This window comes from Paraburkholderia sp. 40 (genome assembly GCF_050434105.1).
In the GTDB taxonomy this organism is placed as follows: domain Bacteria; phylum Pseudomonadota; class Gammaproteobacteria; order Burkholderiales; family Burkholderiaceae; genus Paraburkholderia; species Paraburkholderia tuberum.
This window is the reverse complement of record NZ_JBNPVY010000002.1, coordinates 1,853,937-1,871,859: the sequence shown is the minus strand read 5'-3', so window position 1 is coordinate 1,871,859 and position 17,923 is coordinate 1,853,937. Positions and strand designations below refer to the sequence as shown.

The 17,923-nt window shown below is 60.9% G+C and carries 12 protein-coding genes, 3 tRNA genes, 3 rRNA genes and 2 pseudogenes; 5 read left to right on the top strand and 15 right to left on the bottom strand.

Annotated elements, in window-relative coordinates; genetic code table 11:
- Positions 1-56: 56 nt before the first annotated feature.
- Positions 57-1,682, bottom strand: a pseudogene (gene dhaL / locus OKW28_RS09915) (dihydroxyacetone kinase subunit DhaL).
- A 33-nt stretch (positions 1,683-1,715) separates the two neighbouring features.
- Between dhaL and OKW28_RS09910 the strand changes: the two are divergent.
- Entirely contained in the window at positions 1,716-1,910 is a 195-nt protein-coding gene (locus OKW28_RS09910) for a hypothetical protein (RefSeq protein ID WP_429445127.1), read from the top strand.
- Between the two features lie 50 nt (positions 1,911-1,960).
- Here the strand turns inward: OKW28_RS09910 and OKW28_RS09905 are convergent.
- From OKW28_RS09905 to OKW28_RS09895, 3 genes and pseudogenes are all read right to left on the bottom strand, one after another.
- Positions 1,961-2,037, bottom strand: a tRNA-Val gene (locus OKW28_RS09905).
- Positions 2,038-2,115: 78 nt separating this feature from the next.
- Positions 2,116-3,606 (bottom strand): M81 family metallopeptidase, encoded by a 1,491-nt coding sequence (locus OKW28_RS09900; RefSeq protein ID WP_429445125.1) that lies wholly within the window; start codon positions 3,604-3,606, stop codon positions 2,116-2,118.
- Positions 3,603-3,947, bottom strand: a pseudogene (locus tag OKW28_RS09895) (M20/M25/M40 family metallo-hydrolase); the annotation flags it as partial. The pseudogene OKW28_RS09895 and the gene OKW28_RS09900, both read right to left, overlap by 4 nt.
- On the opposite strand from OKW28_RS09895, the gene OKW28_RS09890 reads away from it, so the two are divergent.
- Positions 3,898-4,245 carry a hypothetical protein gene (locus OKW28_RS09890; RefSeq protein ID WP_429447006.1) on the top strand — a complete coding sequence of 116 codons (348 nt, stop codon included), beginning with the start codon at positions 3,898-3,900 and terminating at the stop codon, positions 4,243-4,245. The pseudogene OKW28_RS09895 and the gene OKW28_RS09890 sit on opposite strands and share 50 nt — an antisense overlap.
- A gap of 44 nt (positions 4,246-4,289) precedes the next feature.
- On the top strand, positions 4,290-4,751 hold the full coding sequence (locus OKW28_RS09885; RefSeq protein WP_429446906.1) for a hypothetical protein: 462 nt from the start codon (positions 4,290-4,292) through the stop codon (positions 4,749-4,751).
- A 234-nt stretch (positions 4,752-4,985) separates the two neighbouring features.
- Here the strand turns inward: OKW28_RS09885 and OKW28_RS09880 are convergent, their stop codons facing one another.
- The 6 genes from OKW28_RS09880 to tnpA form a co-directional block, all read right to left on the bottom strand.
- Entirely contained in the window at positions 4,986-5,354 is a 369-nt protein-coding gene (locus OKW28_RS09880) for a calcium-binding protein (protein WP_429445123.1), read from the bottom strand.
- Positions 5,355-5,384: 30 nt separating this feature from the next.
- Positions 5,385-5,873 (bottom strand): hypothetical protein, encoded by a 489-nt coding sequence (locus tag OKW28_RS09875; protein ID WP_429445122.1) that lies wholly within the window; start codon positions 5,871-5,873, stop codon positions 5,385-5,387.
- Positions 5,874-5,887: 14 nt separating this feature from the next.
- Positions 5,888-6,253, bottom strand: a complete 366-nt coding sequence (locus tag OKW28_RS09870) for an IS66 family transposase (protein WP_429445120.1) — start codon at positions 6,251-6,253, stop codon at positions 5,888-5,890.
- The gene (gene tnpC, locus OKW28_RS09865; RefSeq protein WP_429445118.1) at positions 6,135-7,409 is read right to left on the bottom strand and encodes an IS66 family transposase; all 1,275 of its coding nucleotides are present in this window, start codon (positions 7,407-7,409) and stop codon (positions 6,135-6,137) included. Before tnpC ends, OKW28_RS09870 begins: the two co-directional genes overlap by 119 nt.
- A 65-nt stretch (positions 7,410-7,474) precedes the next feature.
- Positions 7,475-7,822 carry an IS66 family insertion sequence element accessory protein TnpB gene (gene tnpB / locus OKW28_RS09860; protein WP_429445115.1) on the bottom strand — a complete coding sequence of 116 codons (348 nt, stop codon included), beginning with the start codon at positions 7,820-7,822 and terminating at the stop codon, positions 7,475-7,477.
- Positions 7,816-8,226 (bottom strand): IS66 family insertion sequence element accessory protein TnpA, encoded by a 411-nt coding sequence (gene tnpA, locus OKW28_RS09855; RefSeq protein WP_429445113.1) that lies wholly within the window; start codon positions 8,224-8,226, stop codon positions 7,816-7,818. Before tnpA ends, tnpB begins: the two co-directional genes overlap by 7 nt.
- Before the next feature lie 105 nt (positions 8,227-8,331).
- Here tnpA and OKW28_RS09850 point away from each other — a divergent pair, with 105 nt between their 5' ends.
- Positions 8,332-9,537 (top strand): IS3 family transposase, encoded by a 1,206-nt coding sequence (locus tag OKW28_RS09850; RefSeq protein WP_429445111.1) that lies wholly within the window; start codon positions 8,332-8,334, stop codon positions 9,535-9,537.
- A 172-nt stretch (positions 9,538-9,709) separates the two neighbouring features.
- Here OKW28_RS09850 and rrf read toward each other — a convergent pair.
- From rrf to OKW28_RS09825, 5 genes are all read right to left on the bottom strand, one after another.
- Positions 9,710-9,823, bottom strand: a 5S ribosomal RNA gene (gene rrf / locus OKW28_RS09845).
- A gap of 252 nt (positions 9,824-10,075) precedes the next feature.
- Positions 10,076-12,957 (bottom strand): 23S ribosomal RNA (locus OKW28_RS09840).
- 366 nt (positions 12,958-13,323) lie between these two features.
- Positions 13,324-13,399, bottom strand: a tRNA-Ala gene (locus OKW28_RS09835).
- Positions 13,400-13,452: 53 nt separating this feature from the next.
- Positions 13,453-13,529 (bottom strand) — tRNA-Ile (locus tag OKW28_RS09830).
- A 79-nt stretch (positions 13,530-13,608) separates the two neighbouring features.
- Positions 13,609-15,139 (bottom strand): 16S ribosomal RNA (locus OKW28_RS09825).
- Together the 16S, 23S and 5S rRNA genes with 2 tRNA genes alongside form the textbook arrangement of a ribosomal RNA operon.
- A 734-nt stretch (positions 15,140-15,873) precedes the next feature.
- On the opposite strand from OKW28_RS09825, the gene rpoD reads away from it, so the two are divergent.
- Positions 15,874-17,871 (top strand): RNA polymerase sigma factor RpoD, encoded by a 1,998-nt coding sequence (gene rpoD / locus OKW28_RS09820; RefSeq protein ID WP_429445109.1) that lies wholly within the window; start codon positions 15,874-15,876, stop codon positions 17,869-17,871.
- Positions 17,872-17,923 lie beyond the last annotated feature (52 nt).

Here is a 17,923-nt window from a genome sequence, read left to right as displayed (position 1 = left end):
GCTGCGAAAGTGCGCTCGTCCCTTGCGCTCGCCGTATCGTTCGCGTCCGCCTGCGCCTAACCGGGAAGCGCGTCGCGAATCGCCGCGAGCCACAATGCGACCGCATGCGCGCCCGGGTCCATATGACCGAGCGCGCGCTCGCCGACATAGCTCGAACGCCCGCGCCGCGGATGCATCGATGCGGTACGAGAAGTGCCATCGCATGCCGCCTCGACGGTGGCCTGCAATGCGGCATCCGTCGACACTCCCTGAGCGAGTGCGTCGTGCAGCGCGTCGGCAGCGGGCCTCAGCGCATCGACCATCGTCCGGTCGCCCGGCCTCGCGCCCCCCAGTTCCATCAACCCATCGACACCGGCGCTGAACGCCGTCGCCCATTGCCGGGCGGTGGTCCCGCCCGACTGTTCGAGCGCGGCCGCCGCGCGCAGCAGCATCACCGCGTACAGCGGACCCGACGTGCCGCCCACCACGCGCCGCAGCGTCGCCGACATGCCGCGCCCGGGGTGGTTGCTGACGCATAGGAATCGAGCTCGAGCTGCACCGCGCGTGCGCCGCGCGCGAGGCTGATGCCGAGGTCGCCGTCGCCGACGCGCTGGTCCATTCCGGTCAATGTCGGCTCGGCTGCCAGCAGGCACTCGCAGACCGCTTCGTTCGCGCACCGCGACCTGCGCGACGCGGCCACTCAGCGCAGGCCATGCGCTCGTCTGTGAGGCGGCGTCGAGCAGGCTCAGCCGTTCGTCATCGATACGCAGCAGCGTCAGCGAGACGCCGGCCATTTCGAGCGCGCTCAGGAACGTGCCGGCCCACGCGCGCGCGACTTCGATGCCGCGCCCGGCAAGCTCGCGCAGCGCGGCACCAGCCACCACGTTGAGTTCGCTCGGCGGCGTGCCACCCAGATTGTTGACGAGCAGCGCGACGCGCTCGCCCGCCTGCAACGCGAGATTGTCGACGATCTTTGCAAGCAGCTTGCCGACGATCGCGTCGGCCGGCTCCAGCGCGCCGCGCGCCACGCCGGGTTCGCCATGAATGCCGAGGCCCCATTCGATTTCGCCATCGCCCAGCGCGAAGCCCGGCTTGCCCGCGGCCGGCACCGTGCACGGCGCCAGCGCGACGCCCATCGTGCCGAGCGACGCGGCCGCTTCCCGAGCGAGCCGCGCGACCTCGGCCAACGGCAAACCGCGCGCGGCCGCCGCGCCCGCGATCTTGTGAACCAACACTGTGCCCGCGAGTCCGCGACGGCCCGCGTGATCGCCGCTCGCGCTCAGCGCGACGTCGTCGGCGACGATCATCATCTCAACGAGGATGCCCTCGGCGCGCGCGATTTCGGCCGCGAGGCCGAAGTTGAAGCGGTCGCCCGTGTAGTTCTTGACGATCAGCAACGCGCCCGCGGGGCCGGCCACGGCGCGTATCGCGTCGAGCACGGCGTCGGTGGAGGGCGAGGTGAAGATCTCGCCGGCCACCGCCGCGCTCAGCATGCCGTGGCCCACGTAGCCGCCGTGCGCGGGCTCGTGGCCCGAGCCGCCGCCCGAGATCAGCGCGACCTCGCCGCGCGCGGCCACGGCCTGGGCATCGGCGCGCAAGACGATCGTGCCGCCTTGCAATAGCGAGAGTTGGGGATTGAGCGCGATGAGCCCGTCGAGCATCTCGGGGACCACGGTGGACACATCGTTGATGAGCTTCTTCATTGCGTCAGCTCCGTTGGATGCTGGTGGCATCGCATGATCGAAGACGCGATGGGAACGGCAGTCGGGTCGGCGGCGAAAGCGGAAGGTCTAACTGTATCGCGCATTGTCGAACGACGACGCAACAGCGAGAGAGCGCGCATGAATGTGCACGAGCCACGAGCGGACAACGAAAACGAAGGGGACGTGATGCCGAACGGCGAAACTGAGGGAACGGCTGGATGGATTTGACAGGGACGTAGACGAAAGCGGAACCGCTTTCGTCTACGTCACAGATGCGTTGGTAGGCTCGATTGGATTCGAACCAACGACCCCCACCATGTCAAGGTGGTGCTCTAACCAACTGAGCTACGAGCCTTTAGAGGCGCGAATTATAGAGACTCCATGCGGACTGCACAAGCCCTTGCCGCGATTTATCGAAACGCATGCATGTTGATCAGTTCGTCGCGGTCCATTCGGTGTGAGGGTCCAATGGATAAACCGGCCGCTTCACGTGCTCGAAGCTGAACAGACCATAGTCCGAACTCGTGACGCCGCGGCTATCGCATTCGACGAGTGCCTCCGCGATCGGCACGAAAACCGGCCGGCAATACATGCGTGATTTGAGCAGCAGAAAACGCGCGCGGCGCGGATCGATGCCGACGCTCTCGAACACGCCGAGATCCCACGGCTCATGCGTTCGTTCGGTCACGACGAGTTTCACCGTGCCGGTGTCGAGCACTGCCGCGCGCCCCATGTACGCGCGCTGGCCGGTGTAGGTCGGGCCGCTGATCACGTATTCGCCGTCGGTCAGCGCGCGCACGACGCCGGTCATGGCAAGCGGCGAACGCGAGGGCAATGCATCGTTTGTGAGCTTGTTGCCGATCGCGAGCGTGACCGTGCTACCGACACCCGAGGCCGCCAGGGCCGCGACCGCCTGCGGATCGCACAACGGCCCGCTGACGATGCCTTCGAGGCCCTGCCTCAACGCTTCCTCGAGCAAATCCATCGTGTCGCACGTGCCGCCCGACATGCAGTTGTCGCCGTGATCGAGCATTAGCACCGGTTTATCGGCGGCGCGTGCCAGCGACGCCGCCCGCGCGACCGATTCGGCAAGCGGCGCGCTGCGATAGACGAAATCGTCGCGCTCGTCCCAGATCTGCCGCGCGATGCGCTCGGCGACCGCCTCCGCATCCGCGCGCTCGCCATTGCCCACGACGACGACGCTAATGCATGGCGCTTCGATATCGGCGAGCGAGAAGCCCGCCAGCACCGACACCGCGAGCATGCCGTCGGCCTCGGCGGCGCGCGCGGCATCGAGCGCGCGTTTCATCGCGCCGTCAACGCTCGCGCTGCGCAGCGTGTGCGTGAGCAGCGGCGGCTGACGCCACGCGATCACCGGCTTCGCGTGGCCCTCGATCATGTCGAACAGCAAGCGCGCAGCATGTGCGCCAGTCTCGTACATGTCGACGTGCGGATAGGTCTTGAAGCTGACGATGACGTCGGCGTTGTCGATCATTCTTTGCGTGACGTTGCCATGCAGATCGAGCGCGACCGCGATCGGCGCGTGCGGCAGCGACGCACGCACGCGACTGAGCAGATCGCCTTCACCGTCGGTCGAGTTCTCGGCGACCATCGCGCCGTGCAGATCGAGCATCACCGCGTCGCAGCCCGTAGCGGCTGCCACGATCGCGTCGCAGATCGCATCGTAGGCGGCGGCGTCGACCGGCCCGCTCGGATTCGCCATGGCGGAGATCGGCGTCACGATTTCGGCATGCACGCGCTCGGCGGCGTCGATGAACGCGGCCATCGCGGTTTGCATGCCCTTGTTTTCGTCGAACGCGGCGCGGCCGTAGCTCGGACCGTTGCGGCCGAATGCGGCCAGCGGGGTCTCTACTGGCGAGAACGTGTTGGTCTCGTGGTTCATTCGTGCGATCAGGATCTTCATGCGCGCATGCTCCCCGTTCTCGACGCCGCGCTCGGCATCACCTGCAGCAGCATATTGCAGCCGGCTTGCAGATGATCGGCGCGCGCGTCCTCGATTTCATTGTGGCTGATGCCGTCCTTGCAGGGAACGAAGATCATCGCGCTGGGTGCGACGCGCGCGAGATAGGCGGCGTCGTGGCCCGCGCCGCTGATCACGTCCATCGACGACACACCGAGCCGCTCCGCGCTCTGCCTGACCTCGGCGATCCATTGCGCGGCGAATGGCTGCGGCGGGAAGTAGACGACCTGCTCGATGTCGATGGTTATGGGGGCGTCCAAGCTGCCGCTCGCGCTGGTGGCGGCGGCGTCCGGCTTGCTGGCCGAGGTTGTTCCAATCGTCATGATAGAGAGGTTTCGCCGAGGTAGATGGCCGGACGAGCGCGAGGTGGCAATGCGGCGCGACGCCGTTCCGTGGGCAAGCATAGGAAGCAAAGCCGCTGGATTCGTGGGGAGTGAACGGCGCATCGCGGGCGATGTAGGTGCCAATTCGCTCGACGACGGCCGCCGCGACGTGCCGGCAATCTGCGCGCAAGTGGCCGTCAGCAAACGTTTTCGTCGAAGGAAGTGGCTAAAACGCAATGAAGGCTCAACCTTTTGCTAAGCGCGCCGTTATTGCATGTGCTCAGGCAAACCCCTCGGATCTCCATGGCACAACCAATTCCTTTCCGCAACACTGGCGCCGCCCGCGCGCGACATGCCAAAGCCATGCTGTTGCCCATCGCGCGCCAGATCGCCGACGATCTCGCGTTGCGAGTTCATCTGTCGCTCGACGCACTGCGCCGCGGCCGCGGTACGAAGAGCGATGCGCAGACGGTCACGCAGATCATGCTGTTGACCAGCTACCTCGCTGATGCCGGCTTTGGCTCGATGAGCCACGAAGAGCTCCACGCCGCGAACCGCGCCTCGGCGATGGTGTTCGACGGAGGTCGGGAACGCAACGAATGGAAGCTGGACGAAGCGGGATTCGCGCTCTTTGCATCGATCGCAACGAGCTACGATCGGCAGCTGCATCGCGCTCCGCTTTGGGCGATTACGGAGGCCAGCGAAAGACTCGACCGCTTTATCGCAGGGGGATCCGATCGAGCGCCGGCGCGTAAGCGGGCTTAGCGTGTTTGGAGGAGGTGCTGGCCGGCCGAGCCAGAAGGACACGGATTTTGGACGACCGCGTCGGAAGTCGCCGGGTTACGCGGATGCGTCGCGGATCGGAAAGTAGTGAAGCGCGCGGTATCCATCAGCGCAACCCGTCAGAAGTTGGAATTTAGTACGAGACCAACAACGCTGCGAGAGATCAGGACGAGGTGAGCGAGATCCCGCTGCGGCAGTGCGACGGCTCGCTGGATGTCAGAACGCGTAACCTTGATCGTGCCAGTAGTGCCAGTCAGCGACGGCGAGTCGTGTCGGTTTATCGCTGTTCACGGGGGTGATCTGAGCCAGGGGTGCCACCACCTCACGTTGGCCCCACCGAACCCGGACGAAGATGCCAACCCGACACAGGTCTTCATGAGCGAGTCCGGTGACCGAGACGTGTTCACCCGGGTGCAGCGGTGAAGAGGCCATTGCCTGGCGAACGCCGGCCTCGAATGGAAACGAGAGCTGTTCTTCCAGATAGCAGTACCACGACATCGCCCGCTCTTCCTCGGTATAGGCGTCGACCACCACTTCCATCTCAATGCGATGTTCACGTTTTGCGTCGATCCTGGGCTTGGCCATGATGTTGTCTTCCGACCGGTGTTGATAGGGCTATAGATCGACGATACGCCGCAGCAGGCCGTAGGAAACGCGCCAGTGCCCCTCGGAATCTGTCACGGCAATCGAGGCCGTTTTCGAGTTGAGTCTGACGATGGTGCCGACACGCTCGCTCAGGTGTTTGTCCGTGAAACCGACGGTGTCGCCGACGAAGAACTCTTCGCGTTGTGCGCGCGGTGGCGGTGCCGGTTCAGGATGAATCGGGGCTGCGCTATCGGCAATGATCGCCGCGTACGGTAGCGCCCAGCGGCGCCGGCTCGCATTGTCCTGAACGACCGCCTGTGTTTGCCGAAGCTCAACGACGGTTCCCTGCAATGGAGGGGCCAGCGGGTTGTCGGCGATATAACTGATAGCCATGCCGAGGTGCAGGCGCTGCCGTACTTCCAGAATGCGTCGGGGATCATCGAGCATTTTTCCGACGGCGAGATAAAGGCGATAGAGTTCGGCGCTGGGCGCCTGCCGAAGTGAGTCGAGAATGTCCATGAATGTGAGGGCGTTTAACGGGCGAGCGGCAACAGTTCGTGCACGCGATTGACAGGATACGATGGCAGCTTCTCGAGCGTGTCCTTGAGCCACGCGTACGGCTCGAAACCGTTCAGGCGAGCCGTGCCGAGCAGCGAATACATCGTGGCGGTCGCGCGGGCGCCGCGCGGGGAGCCCGCGAACAGCCAGTTCGCCCTTCCGAGGGCAATGGGTCGGATTTGCCGCTCGAGCGCGTTGTTGTCCGGCAGCAGGATGCCGCTCTCAGTGTAGCGAACGAGCGCCGGCCAGTGACGTAACGCATAGCCGAAGGCCTTTGCAAGCGCGCGCCTGAGCCAGCAAGCCGATGACGTTGCCTTCCAGCCATTGCTGGAACAGCGCAAGTAGCGGCAGTGCTTCAGTTTGCCGCGCCGCATATTTGAGGTCAGGCGTCTGGTCCTTGATCCGCGACTCGATCGCATACAACTGCGCGATCCACTGCAGCGCCTGCGCGGCAAGTCCTGGTTTGCTTTGCACCTTCGCGATTTCGAAGAAGCGTCGGCGGCAATGGGCCCAACATCCGACCTCGACGATGGCGCCGGTTTCGTAGAGCGCGTCATGTCCGCTGTATGCGTCGGCCTGCAGATAGCCTTTGTACCTTTGCAGGTACCGTAGCGGATGCGAACCCGCGCGCCACTCAGCGAACTCGAACACGACCGCCCGCGGATGGTCGACCCAGATGCCGTTCTTCTCACGTTGGCCGGCGCCCAGGTATCCCCATAATCGCGCGGTGCGTGTGGCCTTGCGACCCTTCTCGAGCAATGGCAATGACGTGTCCACGTGCATGCGAGGCGCCTGCAACTGGTGAGCCCGTAGCGGTGGCAGCAGCACTTCGAGCAGTTCGGCTGCCGCCAGCTTCCATTCGCACAACGTTGCGCGGGGCAGGTGCACACCACGTCGTGCATAGCGCATCTCCTGCCGGTTCAATGGCAGATGATCGACGTAGGTGTTGGCCAGGATGTTAGCCAGCAGGCTCGCGCTCGCGTTGCTCTTCGGCAGCGGCGACGGCTGGGCGCTGGCCGTCACGATGGTCGACTCGCCAACCTTCTTTGCCGCGTACCTGAAGCGGATATGCTCAATCACGGTGAGCCTGGATGGCTCGTAGTGCAGCGTCTCGCTGCGCTCTTCGCCGTTGCGTTCGAGCGAATCGAATGCCGCCTTCTGTTCGTCGCTCAGATCGTATTCAATGCGCGTGCGCGGCAGGTCCTTCGGCAGGGCCGGACGTCCCTTGCGGGTGTGGCCCGTGACCGGAACCTCGGCGGGCTCGGGCGGAACGGGTAACTCCCTCGCGGCATCGAACAGCTCCGCCTGGCCCGCCGGCCGCTCGGAACTCGCCCCGAAGCGAGCGCGGTTCGCCTGGGCAATCTGGTGTTGCAGTGTTTCCAGTTGCTCCCAAAGCACGCATGCCAGCCGGTTCTGTTCGAGCGCGAAGGCTTGCAGCGCATCGGGCTCGACCGGCAATTCCGCGACAGTGATGGCAGAGGGCGGCATGCCTGTCATGATGCCCAACTCGCGCGACGTTTACAAGATGCCGCAGCGTCGTATCTACGCAGGCGAGAGCAAAGTCAGCTCACGCGCGTCACCGCGACGGCACAATGCGGCTCGCGCGCCGGGATCTCGATGCCTTCCAGCCAGGCGCTGAGTTCAGCGAGCGTGAAGCCGCGTTGGGCGGGTGACGACGGTGATGGAAAATGTCCGTGTTCAAGCCGCTTGTACCAGAGCGCGAAACCGGTGCGATCCCAATACAGGCACTTGACCTTCGTGCGGTCCCGACCAATGAACACGAACAGATTGCCAGAAGCCGGCTTCTGGGCAAGAAGCGGTTCGACCAGATACGACAGTGTGTCGATCGACTTGCGCATGTCGACCGGATCACGGCAGATGTAGGCACGAACGTCGGCGGCGATCAGCACCGCGCACCTCCAGGCTGCCCGAGCACGAAGCGCACAATGCGCTCGGCGTGCGCGTCCGTCAGTTCGATGCGAACTCCGGCGAGTGACAGCATCACCCGATCACGCGTAGACGACGTGTCCACTGTCGGTGATGGCACCGCTGGAGGCGCCCCGATGCCCGCATGGGAAACGACGAACGCCGCGTCAACGGTGAGCGCCAGCGGACGCTCGGCTTCATGCTCCAGGCTCGACAGTCTCTTGCGCCACAGACCGAACGTACTGACGGCAAGTCCCTGCTCACGGCAGAAGCGACGCTCGCCAAGTCCGCTTCCTTTCCAAGCCATGACCATCTCTCGCCAGAACGCCTCACCCTGCCGAGGCCGTCGCGTGCCCGTCGATACAGTCTCTCCCGTGGTGTTCTCCATCGCATTGCTCCGTGGAGCGGTCTCCTGAATCGCCGGACACAGTTTCCCCCTAAAAATGGCGGGTAGGCATACGACTTTGTTTTTGACTAACAACAAAAAGAAGTGATGGAAGTGTTGACGGGACCGGAACGCCGGCGGCGGTGGTCGGCCGAAGAGAAGCTGGCGATGGTGAGAGAGAGTTTCGAGCCGGGCAAGTCGGTCTCGATGGTTGCACGCCAGCACGGCGTGAATCCGAACCAGCTGTTTCACTGGCGCACGCTGTATCAGGATGGCAGCCTGTCGGCTGTCAGTACCGGCGAGGAAGTCGTACCAGCGTCGGAGCTGAGCGATGCGCTGAAGCAAATCAGGGAACTCCAGCGACTGCTCGGCAAAAAGACAATGGAGAACGAGATTCTCCGTGAGGTGGTGGAGGTGGCGAAGTCGCGAAATGGATTGCGCGCTCACCCTCATTGCCGGGGGACGAGCAGTGAAGCAGGTCTGCGACGTTCTGTAGCGCGCTCAAACGTGGCGGCAAGGCTTGCACGTCCAGCCGACTGGCAGGAGGGACGCAGCGCCAGGAAGATGGACGATGCCGGGCTGGTCGAAGAAATACGGCTGACCGTCACTGACCTGCCGAGCTATGGTTATCGCCGGGTCTGGGGTATGTTGCGTCGGCAGCGGGAGAATCAGAGCGCGGCCCCCGTCAATGCCAAACGGGTGTACCGGGTAATGCGCGTTCACGGCCTCCTGCTACAGCGCAAAGCGCTCCCTCGACGCCCGCAGCGCCGGCACGATGGCAAGGTCGCGGTGGCGAAGAGCAACCAGCGCTGGTGCTCGGACGGCTTTGAGTTTCGTTGCGACAACGGTGAGCCGCTGCGTGTCACGTTCGCTCTGGATTGCTGTGACCGTGAAGCGATGAGCTGGGTGGCGACAACTGGTGGCCACAGTGGCGACGTGGTGCGTGACGTCATGCTGGCAGCCGTCGAGAAGCGCTTTGGCAACGTCTCGAAGGCACCGGCTGAAATTGAACGGCTGACGGACAACGGCTCAGGCTACACGGCGGAGAAAACCAGGACCTTTGCGTCTGACATTGGTTTGAAACCGTTGACCACACCGGTGTGCAGCCCGCAAAGTAACGGCATGGCAGAAAGCTTCGTGAAAACGATGAAGCGTGACTATGTCGCCTTCATGCCGAAGCCAGATGCCGCAACCGCAGCGCGCAATCTCGCCGTCGCGTTCGAGCATTACAACGAGCAACACCCTCATAGCGCGCTGAAGTACCGCTCGCCACGCGAGTTCAGGCGCAGGACCGATTCATCAACTCAAGTGTGAGGCGGTGTCCGGAGGTACAGGGGCAAATCCACTCCGTCGTTACGATGGCTACACCTTCGCACCGCGCGTACTTGCGCTCAAGACGGGGTGCGCTGACGGATACAGCGCGCAAAGTCGGCCGCGTAAGCGCAAAAACCCCACCGCGGCGGGTGGGGTTTCTGACTGGGGAGGAGCCTGACGATTACCTACTTTCACACGGGCAATCCGCACTATCATCGGCGTGGAGTCGTTTCACGGTCCTGTTCGGGATGGGAAGGGGTGGGACCGACTCGCTATGGTCATCAGGCATGACGGGTTGCTGCGTCGCAGGGTTGGAGTCAACCGGTTGCGCCACAGCCAATCGGGAAGAAGCGTAAAGGATTCGGGTGGGGGTTGTGTTGTTTCTGGCACAACACCGATCTCAACCGTGTGCGTGTTCCTGCCCCCTTCGGGGGTGGGGTCCGGGTAAGCGCTTTGCATGGGCCCGGAGTAAGTGCTGAAGCACTAACTCCGGCCGACAGCTGAAGCGCCAACGCTGACCGCAAAACACACCGGTTATAGGATCAAGCCTTACGGGCAATTAGTATCAGTTAGCTCAGTACATTACTGTACGTGCACACCTGACCTATCAACGTCCTGGTCTTGAACGACCCTTCAAGGGGCTCGAAGCCCCGGGGATATCTCATCTTAAGGCGAGTTTCCCGCTTAGATGCTTTCAGCGGTTATCTCTTCCGAACATAGCTACCCGGCGATGCCACTGGCGTGACAACCGGTACACCAGAGGTTCGTCCACTCCGGTCCTCTCGTACTAGGAGCAGCCCCCTTCAAATATCCAGCGCCCACGGCAGATAGGGACCAAACTGTCTCACGACGTTTTAAACCCAGCTCACGTACCTCTTTAAATGGCGAACAGCCATACCCTTGGGACCGGCTACAGCCCCAGGATGAGATGAGCCGACATCGAGGTGCCAAACACCGCCGTCGATATGAACTCTTGGGCGGTATCAGCCTGTTATCCCCAGAGTACCTTTTATCCGTTGAGCGATGGCCCTTCCATACAGAACCACCGGATCACTATGACCTGCTTTCGCACCTGTTCGACTTGTCAGTCTCACAGTCAAGCACGCTTATGCCATTGCACTATCAGCACGATTTCCGACCGTACCTAGCGTACCTTCGTACTCCTCCGTTACACTTTGGGAGGAGACCGCCCCAGTCAAACTGCCTACCATGCACTGTCCCCGACCCGGATCACGGGCCAAGGTTAGAACCTCAAACAGATCAGGGTGGTATTTCAAGGACGGCTCCACGCAGACTGGCGTCCACGCTTCATAGCCTCCCACCTATCCTACACAGACCGGTTCAAAGTCCAATGCAAAGCTACAGTAAAGGTTCATGGGGTCTTTCCGTCTAGCCGCGGGGAGATTGCATCATCACAAACACTTCAACTTCGCTGAGTCTCGGGAGGAGACAGTGTGGCCATCGTTACGCCATTCGTGCAGGTCGGAACTTACCCGACAAGGAATTTCGCTACCTTAGGACCGTTATAGTTACGGCCGCCGTTTACCGGGACTTCAATCAGGAGCTTGCACCCCATCATTTAATCTTCCGGCACCGGGCAGGCGTCACACCCTATACGTCCACTTTCGTGTTTGCAGAGTGCTGTGTTTTTATTAAACAGTCGCAGCCACCAGTTTATTGCAACCCTTTCACCCTTCTGGCGCAGGCCAGTCAGGCTATGAGGGCGTACCTTATCCCGAAGTTACGGTACCAATTTGCCGAGTTCCTTCTCCCGAGTTCTCTCAAGCGCCTTAGAATACTCATCTCGCCCACCTGTGTCGGTTTGCGGTACGGTCACTGTGAAACTGAAGCTTAGAGGCTTTTCCTGGAACCCCTTCCAGTTGCTTCGTCGCCTGAGCGACTCGCCTCGCACCCTTGAATTCCGCGCCCGGATTTGCCAAAGCGCCTTCTCCAATGCAAGGACCGGGACTTCCAACACCCGGACAACCTTCCGCGATCCGTCCCCCCATCGCATTTCACAATGGTGCAGAAATATTAATCTGCTTCCCATCAGCTACGCATTTCTGCCTCGCCTTAGGGGCCGACTCACCCTACGCCGATGAACGTTGCGTAGGAAACCTTGGGCTTACGGCGAGGGGGCCTTTCACCCCCTTTATCGCTACTCATGTCAGCATTCGCACTTCCGATACCTCCAGCACACTTTCCAGTGCACCTTCGCAGGCTTACGGAACGCTCTCCTACCATGCACATTACTGTGCATCCGCAGCTTCGGTATATGGCTTAGCCCCGTTACATCTTCCGCGCAGGACGACTCGATCAGTGAGCTATTACGCTTTCTTTAAAGGGTGGCTGCTTCTAAGCCAACCTCCTGACTGTTTTAGCCTTCCCACTTCGTTTCCCACTTAGCCATATTTGGGGACCTTAGCTGGCGGTCTGGGTTGTTTCCCTCTTGACACCGGACGTTAGCACCCGATGTCTGTCTCCCGTGATTGCACTCTTCGGTATTCGGAGTTTGCTATGGCGTAGTAATCCGCAATGGACCCCACAACCATGACAGTGCTCTACCCCCGAAGGTGATACACGAGGCACTACCTAAATAGTTTTCGGAGAGAACCAGCTATTTCCAGGTTTGTTTAGCCTTTCACCCCTATCCACAGCTCATCCCCTAACTTTTCAACGTTAGTGGGTTCGGTCCTCCAGCACGTGTTACCGTGCCTTCAACCTGGCCATGGATAGATCACCTGGTTTCGGGTCTACACCCAGCGACTGGACGCCCTGTTCGGACTCGCTTTCGCTACGCCTGCCCTAATCGGTTAAGCTCGCCACTGAATGTAAGTCGCTGACCCATTATACAAAAGGTACGCCGTCACCCCTTCGCAGAGGCTCCGACTGTTTGTATGCATGCGGTTTCAGGATCTGTTTCACTCCCCTCCCGGGGTTCTTTTCGCCTTTCCCTCACGGTACTGGTTCACTATCGGTCGATCACGAGTATTTAGCCTTGGAGGATGGTCCCCCCATCTTCAGACAGGATTTCACGTGTCCCGCCCTACTTCTCGTACACCCAGTTCTTCCATGCTGTTTTCGTCTACAGGGCTATCACCTGCTATGGCCGCACTTTCCAGAGCGTTCGACTAACAATACAGATAACGTGTACAGGCTGATCCCATTTCGCTCGCCACTACTCTGGGAATCTCGGTTGATTTCTTTTCCTGCGGTTACTTAGATGTTTCAGTTCACCGCGTTCGCCTCACGCAGCCTATGGATTCAGCTACGGATACTCCATTAGGAGTGGGTTTCCCCATTCGGACATCTCCGGATCAATGCTCGTTTGCCAGCTCCCCGGAGCTTTTCGCAGGCTACCGCGTCCTTCATCGCCTGTGATCGCCAAGGCATCCACCACATGCACTTGTTCGCTTGACCCTATAACGGGTGTGTCTCTGTCGACCAGTGTTAGCGCTTTAGCGCTTACTCTGGTCCCATCCCCGGAGGGGACAGGTTCCCGAAGGAGTCGACCATTCACGTTCCGTTACAGGTTGAGTATTCGTGTTGCGCCGTATTCCAAGGCAATCTTTCGATCACCTTTAAAATACATCGATACAATCACAACCCTGATTCACCTACTCACACACCCATCTCCAGGTATGCTTTCGTGAATCTCTTTACTACTTCTTCCTGATTGTTAAAGAACGGCAGCCGGTATGAAGCCTGTGCCTCATACCGCTCTGACTGGCTCAATCGCCAATGCGCAACGCTCTGCCTTCAGGCAGAACCCTGCGCATTGAGGATTGGTGGAGGATGACGGGATCGAACCGACGACCCCCTGCTTGCAAAGCAGGTGCTCTCCCAGCTGAACTAATCCCCCAGTCCCACAGATATTCCAGCGGCCCCAGCCCTTCAGCTCACCAGACAAGACCGTGGTGGGTCTGGATGGATTCGAACCATCGACCCCCGCCTTATCAAGACGGTGCTCTAACCGGCTGAGCTACAGACCCCTGATATCTGTCTGCGTTGCTTCCATTAACCACAGCCGATAAGCGTGAGCACTTGAGTGCAGTGAATGCACAGCTCTGGAAAGGAGGTGATCCAGCCGCACCTTCCGATACGGCTACCTTGTTACGACTTCACCCCAGTCATGAATCCTACCGTGGTGACCGTCCTCCTTGCGGTTAGACTAGCCACTTCTGGTAAAACCCACTCCCATGGTGTGACGGGCGGTGTGTACAAGACCCGGGAACGTATTCACCGCGGCATGCTGATCCGCGATTACTAGCGATTCCAGCTTCACGCACCCGAGTTGCAGAGTGCGATCCGGACTACGATCGGTTTTCCGGGATTGGCTCCACCTCGCGGCTTGGCAACCCTCTGTTCCGACCATTGTATGACGTGTGAAGCCCTACCCATAAGGGCCATGAGGACTTGACGTCATCCCCACCTTCCTCCGGTTTGTCACCGGCAGTCTCCCTGGAGTGCTCTTGCGTAGCAACTAGGGACAAGGGTTGCGCTCGTTGCGGGACTTAACCCAACATCTCACGACACGAGCTGACGACAGCCATGCAGCACCTGTGTTACGGCTCCCTTTCGGGCACTCCCGCCTCTCGGCAGGATTCCATACATGTCAAGGGTAGGTAAGGTTTTTCGCGTTGCATCGAATTAATCCACATCATCCACCGCTTGTGCGGGTCCCCGTCAATTCCTTTGAGTTTTAATCTTGCGACCGTACTCCCCAGGCGGTCAACTTCACGCGTTAGCTACGTTACCAAGCCAATGAAGGCCCGACAACCAGTTGACATCGTTTAGGGCGTGGACTACCAGGGTATCTAATCCTGTTTGCTCCCCACGCTTTCGTGCATGAGCGTCAGTATTGGCCCAGGGGGCTGCCTTCGCCATCGGTGTTCCTCCACATCTCTACGCATTTCACTGCTACACGTGGAATTCCACCCCCCTCTGCCATACTCCAGCGCTGCAGTCACCAATGCAGTTCCCAGGTTAAGCCCGGGGATTTCACATCGGTCTTACAGCACCGCCTGCGCACGCTTTACGCCCAGTAATTCCGATTAACGCTCGCACCCTACGTATTACCGCGGCTGCTGGCACGTAGTTAGCCGGTGCTTATTCTTCCGGTACCGTCATCCCTCACGGATATTAGCCACGAGGTTTTCTTTCCGGACAAAAGTGCTTTACAACCCGAAGGCCTTCTTCACACACGCGGCATTGCTGGATCAGGCTTGCGCCCATTGTCCAAAATTCCCCACTGCTGCCTCCCGTAGGAGTCTGGGCCGTGTCTCAGTCCCAGTGTGGCTGGTCGTCCTCTCAGACCAGCTACAGATCGTCGGCTTGGTGGGCCTTTACCCCACCAACTACCTAATCTGCCATCGGCCGCCCCTTGAGCGCGAGGTCTTGCGATCCCCCGCTTTCCTCTCCCGAGCGTATGCGGTATTAATCCGGCTTTCGCCGGGCTATCCCCCACTCCAGGACACGTTCCGATGTATTACTCACCCGTTCGCCACTCGCCACCAGACCGAAGTCCGTGCTGCCGTTCGACTTGCATGTGTAAGGCATGCCGCCAGCGTTCAATCTGAGCCAGGATCAAACTCTTCAGTTCAAACCTGTTACTGTTTTCGGGCTCTCTCGAACCCGGTCGCTCACTCAACGTACTGACGATGATTGATCCGTCTTCCGACAGACAAACCTTCCTCCAATACTGTGTGAGGCTTCTGATACTTCTGCCTGACAGCAGATTCCACAGAATCCGCCGCCGCATTCCGCATCAAGCGCCCACACTTATCGACTGTTAGTTTTTAAAGATCGGTCCGCCAAACCCGCCGCGCCTGAACCACCACTACCCGGCACTGCTTCGTTTGCGTCGCTGCGTCTGCAGCAGAGAAACGAGATTATGGAGAGCGGTCGACAACACGTCAATACCCTTCTGCGAATTTCTTTTGGGGGACAGCATTTGGGGACAGCATGCGAGGATACGACTCCATATACAGGAAAACGACATGGAGCCCCCTTGCGCAAGGAGCAACTCGCCCCTATCTAGGTTACGTCGCGCGCATGGCCACGGACTATGCACCTGCGTAGCCTCACGCATGCCTGCGACAACAGCGGCGATGATTTGATGTGCACCCATGAGCGCGAACCCCCAAGCTCGTATATAATGCGAGCCGCGCAAAATTTCGCATATCCATCGGCCCGCTTCGAGCGGGCTCATCTTTTTTGCTCCCCAGAGCACAGCCCAACAACCGCGTTGAGTCACATCAGGTGATGCTGAGCCCTGCTCGAAACGCCTGACGGTAGCGTCTTGCGTCTCATAGCGAAGCCTCTAGAGGAAATTACGTGAACCCTTTTGATCGCGAAGATTCGCAACACGACACCGCCGCCTTCACTGCCAAAGTTCCGTCCGGCCGTTCGGCCAAAGGCAAGGGCGCCGGCAAAGCGATTCCCGTGGCAGCCGAGCTGCTGCCGCAACAAGCCGAAGAACGCCAGCGCCTGATGCGCGCACTGATCCAGCTGGGTAAAGAGCAAGGCTACCTGACCCACGCGCAGATCAACGACCACCTGCCCGACAATTTCACCGCAACCGCCGCGATCGACAGCATCGTCAGCGCGTTCAGCGACATGGGCGTGCAGGTCTACGAGCAGGCCCCTGACGCGGAAACGCTGCTGCTCAACTCGAATTCCCCCGCCGTGGTGTCGGACGACCAGGCGGACGAGGAAACCGAAGTCGCGCTGTCGACCGTCGACTCCGAGTTCGGCCGCACCACCGACCCCGTGCGTATGTACATGCGCGAAATGGGCGCGACCGAGTTGCTCACCCGCGCAGGCGAAATCGCGATTGCGAAGCGCATCGAAGACGGCCTGCACGAAATGGTGCAAGCGATCGCCGCGTGCCCGCTCGCGATCTCCGCGATCCTCGCGAGCGCGCAGCAGGTTGTCGACGGCGAGCTGCGCATCGACGAACTCGTCGACGGCCTGAATGAAGAGACGGCCGCCGCAGAAGAAGTCGCGAGCGCCGACACGGATGCCGATGAAGACAGCAACGCCGACGAAAACAGGGAAGACGAAGAAGACGACGACGTCGGTCCGGCCGATTCGTCGGCGGCGGACGAAGCTCGCCTGAAGCAGCTCACGAGCGACTGCCTCGAAATCTTCGCCCAGGTCGGCATTCTGTACGACCAGATGAACGCGTCGCACACGCGCGGCGACGTCACGTCGAAGGCCTATCTGCGCGCACGCGAAGACATTCAGCAGCACCTCGCGAAGATCCGCTTCACCGCACGCACGATCGACCGTCTGTGCGGCGACGTGCAGCGCCAGGTCGCGCAAGTGCGCGCGATCGAGCGCAACATTTTGCAGATTGTCGTCTCGAAGGCCGGCATGCCGCGCGAGAAGTTCATCGAAACGTTCGCGGGTAGCGAGGCCGACCTCGGCTGGACCGAGCGTGCCGCGCGCACCGGCGCGTCGACCTATGGTGCGGCGCTCGAGCGTCACCTGCCGGCCATCCAGTCCGAACAGCAGAAGCTGATCGACATCGAAGCGACGGTGTCGCTGCCGCTCAAGCATCTGAAAGAAATCAACCGCCAGATGGTCGCGGCCGAATCGAAGATGCGCAAGGCCAAGAGCGAGATGATCGAGGCGAACCTGCGTCTCGTGATCTCGATCGCGAAGAAGTACGTGAACCGCGGCATGCTGTTCCTCGACCTGATCCAGGAAGGCAACATCGGTCTGATGAAGGCCGTGGACAAGTTTGAATACCGTCGTGGCTGGAAGTTTTCGACGTACGCGACGTGGTGGGTCCGTCAGGCCGTCACTCGTTCGCTCGCCGATCAGGCGCGCACGATCCGCGTGCCGGTGCACATGATCGAAACGATCAACAAGCTGAACCGCATTTCGCGCGAGATCCTGCAGCAGACCGGCCAGGAAGCGCATCCTGCGGTGCTCGCGGAACGCATGGAACTGTCGGAAGAGAAGGTGCGCGGCATTCTGAAGATCGCGAAGCAACCCGTATCGCTCGAAACGCCGGTCGGCGACGACGGCGATGCGACGCTGGGCGACATGATCGAAGACGCTGGCGTATCGTCGCCGGCGGATGCCGCGATGCAGGCCGACCTGCGTGCCGCGATCGACGACGCGCTCGACTCGCTGTCCCCGCGCGAAGCGAAGGTGCTGCGCATGCGCTATGGCATCAACACGAAGTCGGATCACACGCTTGAAGAAGTGGGCAAGCAGTTCGACGTGACCCGCGAGCGGATCCGTCAGATCGAGAGCAAGGCGATGCGCAAGCTCATGCATCCGAGCCGTGCGGACCGTCTGAAGTCGTTCCTCGACCGATAAGCGTTTGCCACGCTTGCCGTGCGCGCTGCACGGCAAGCCGCCCACATCGTCA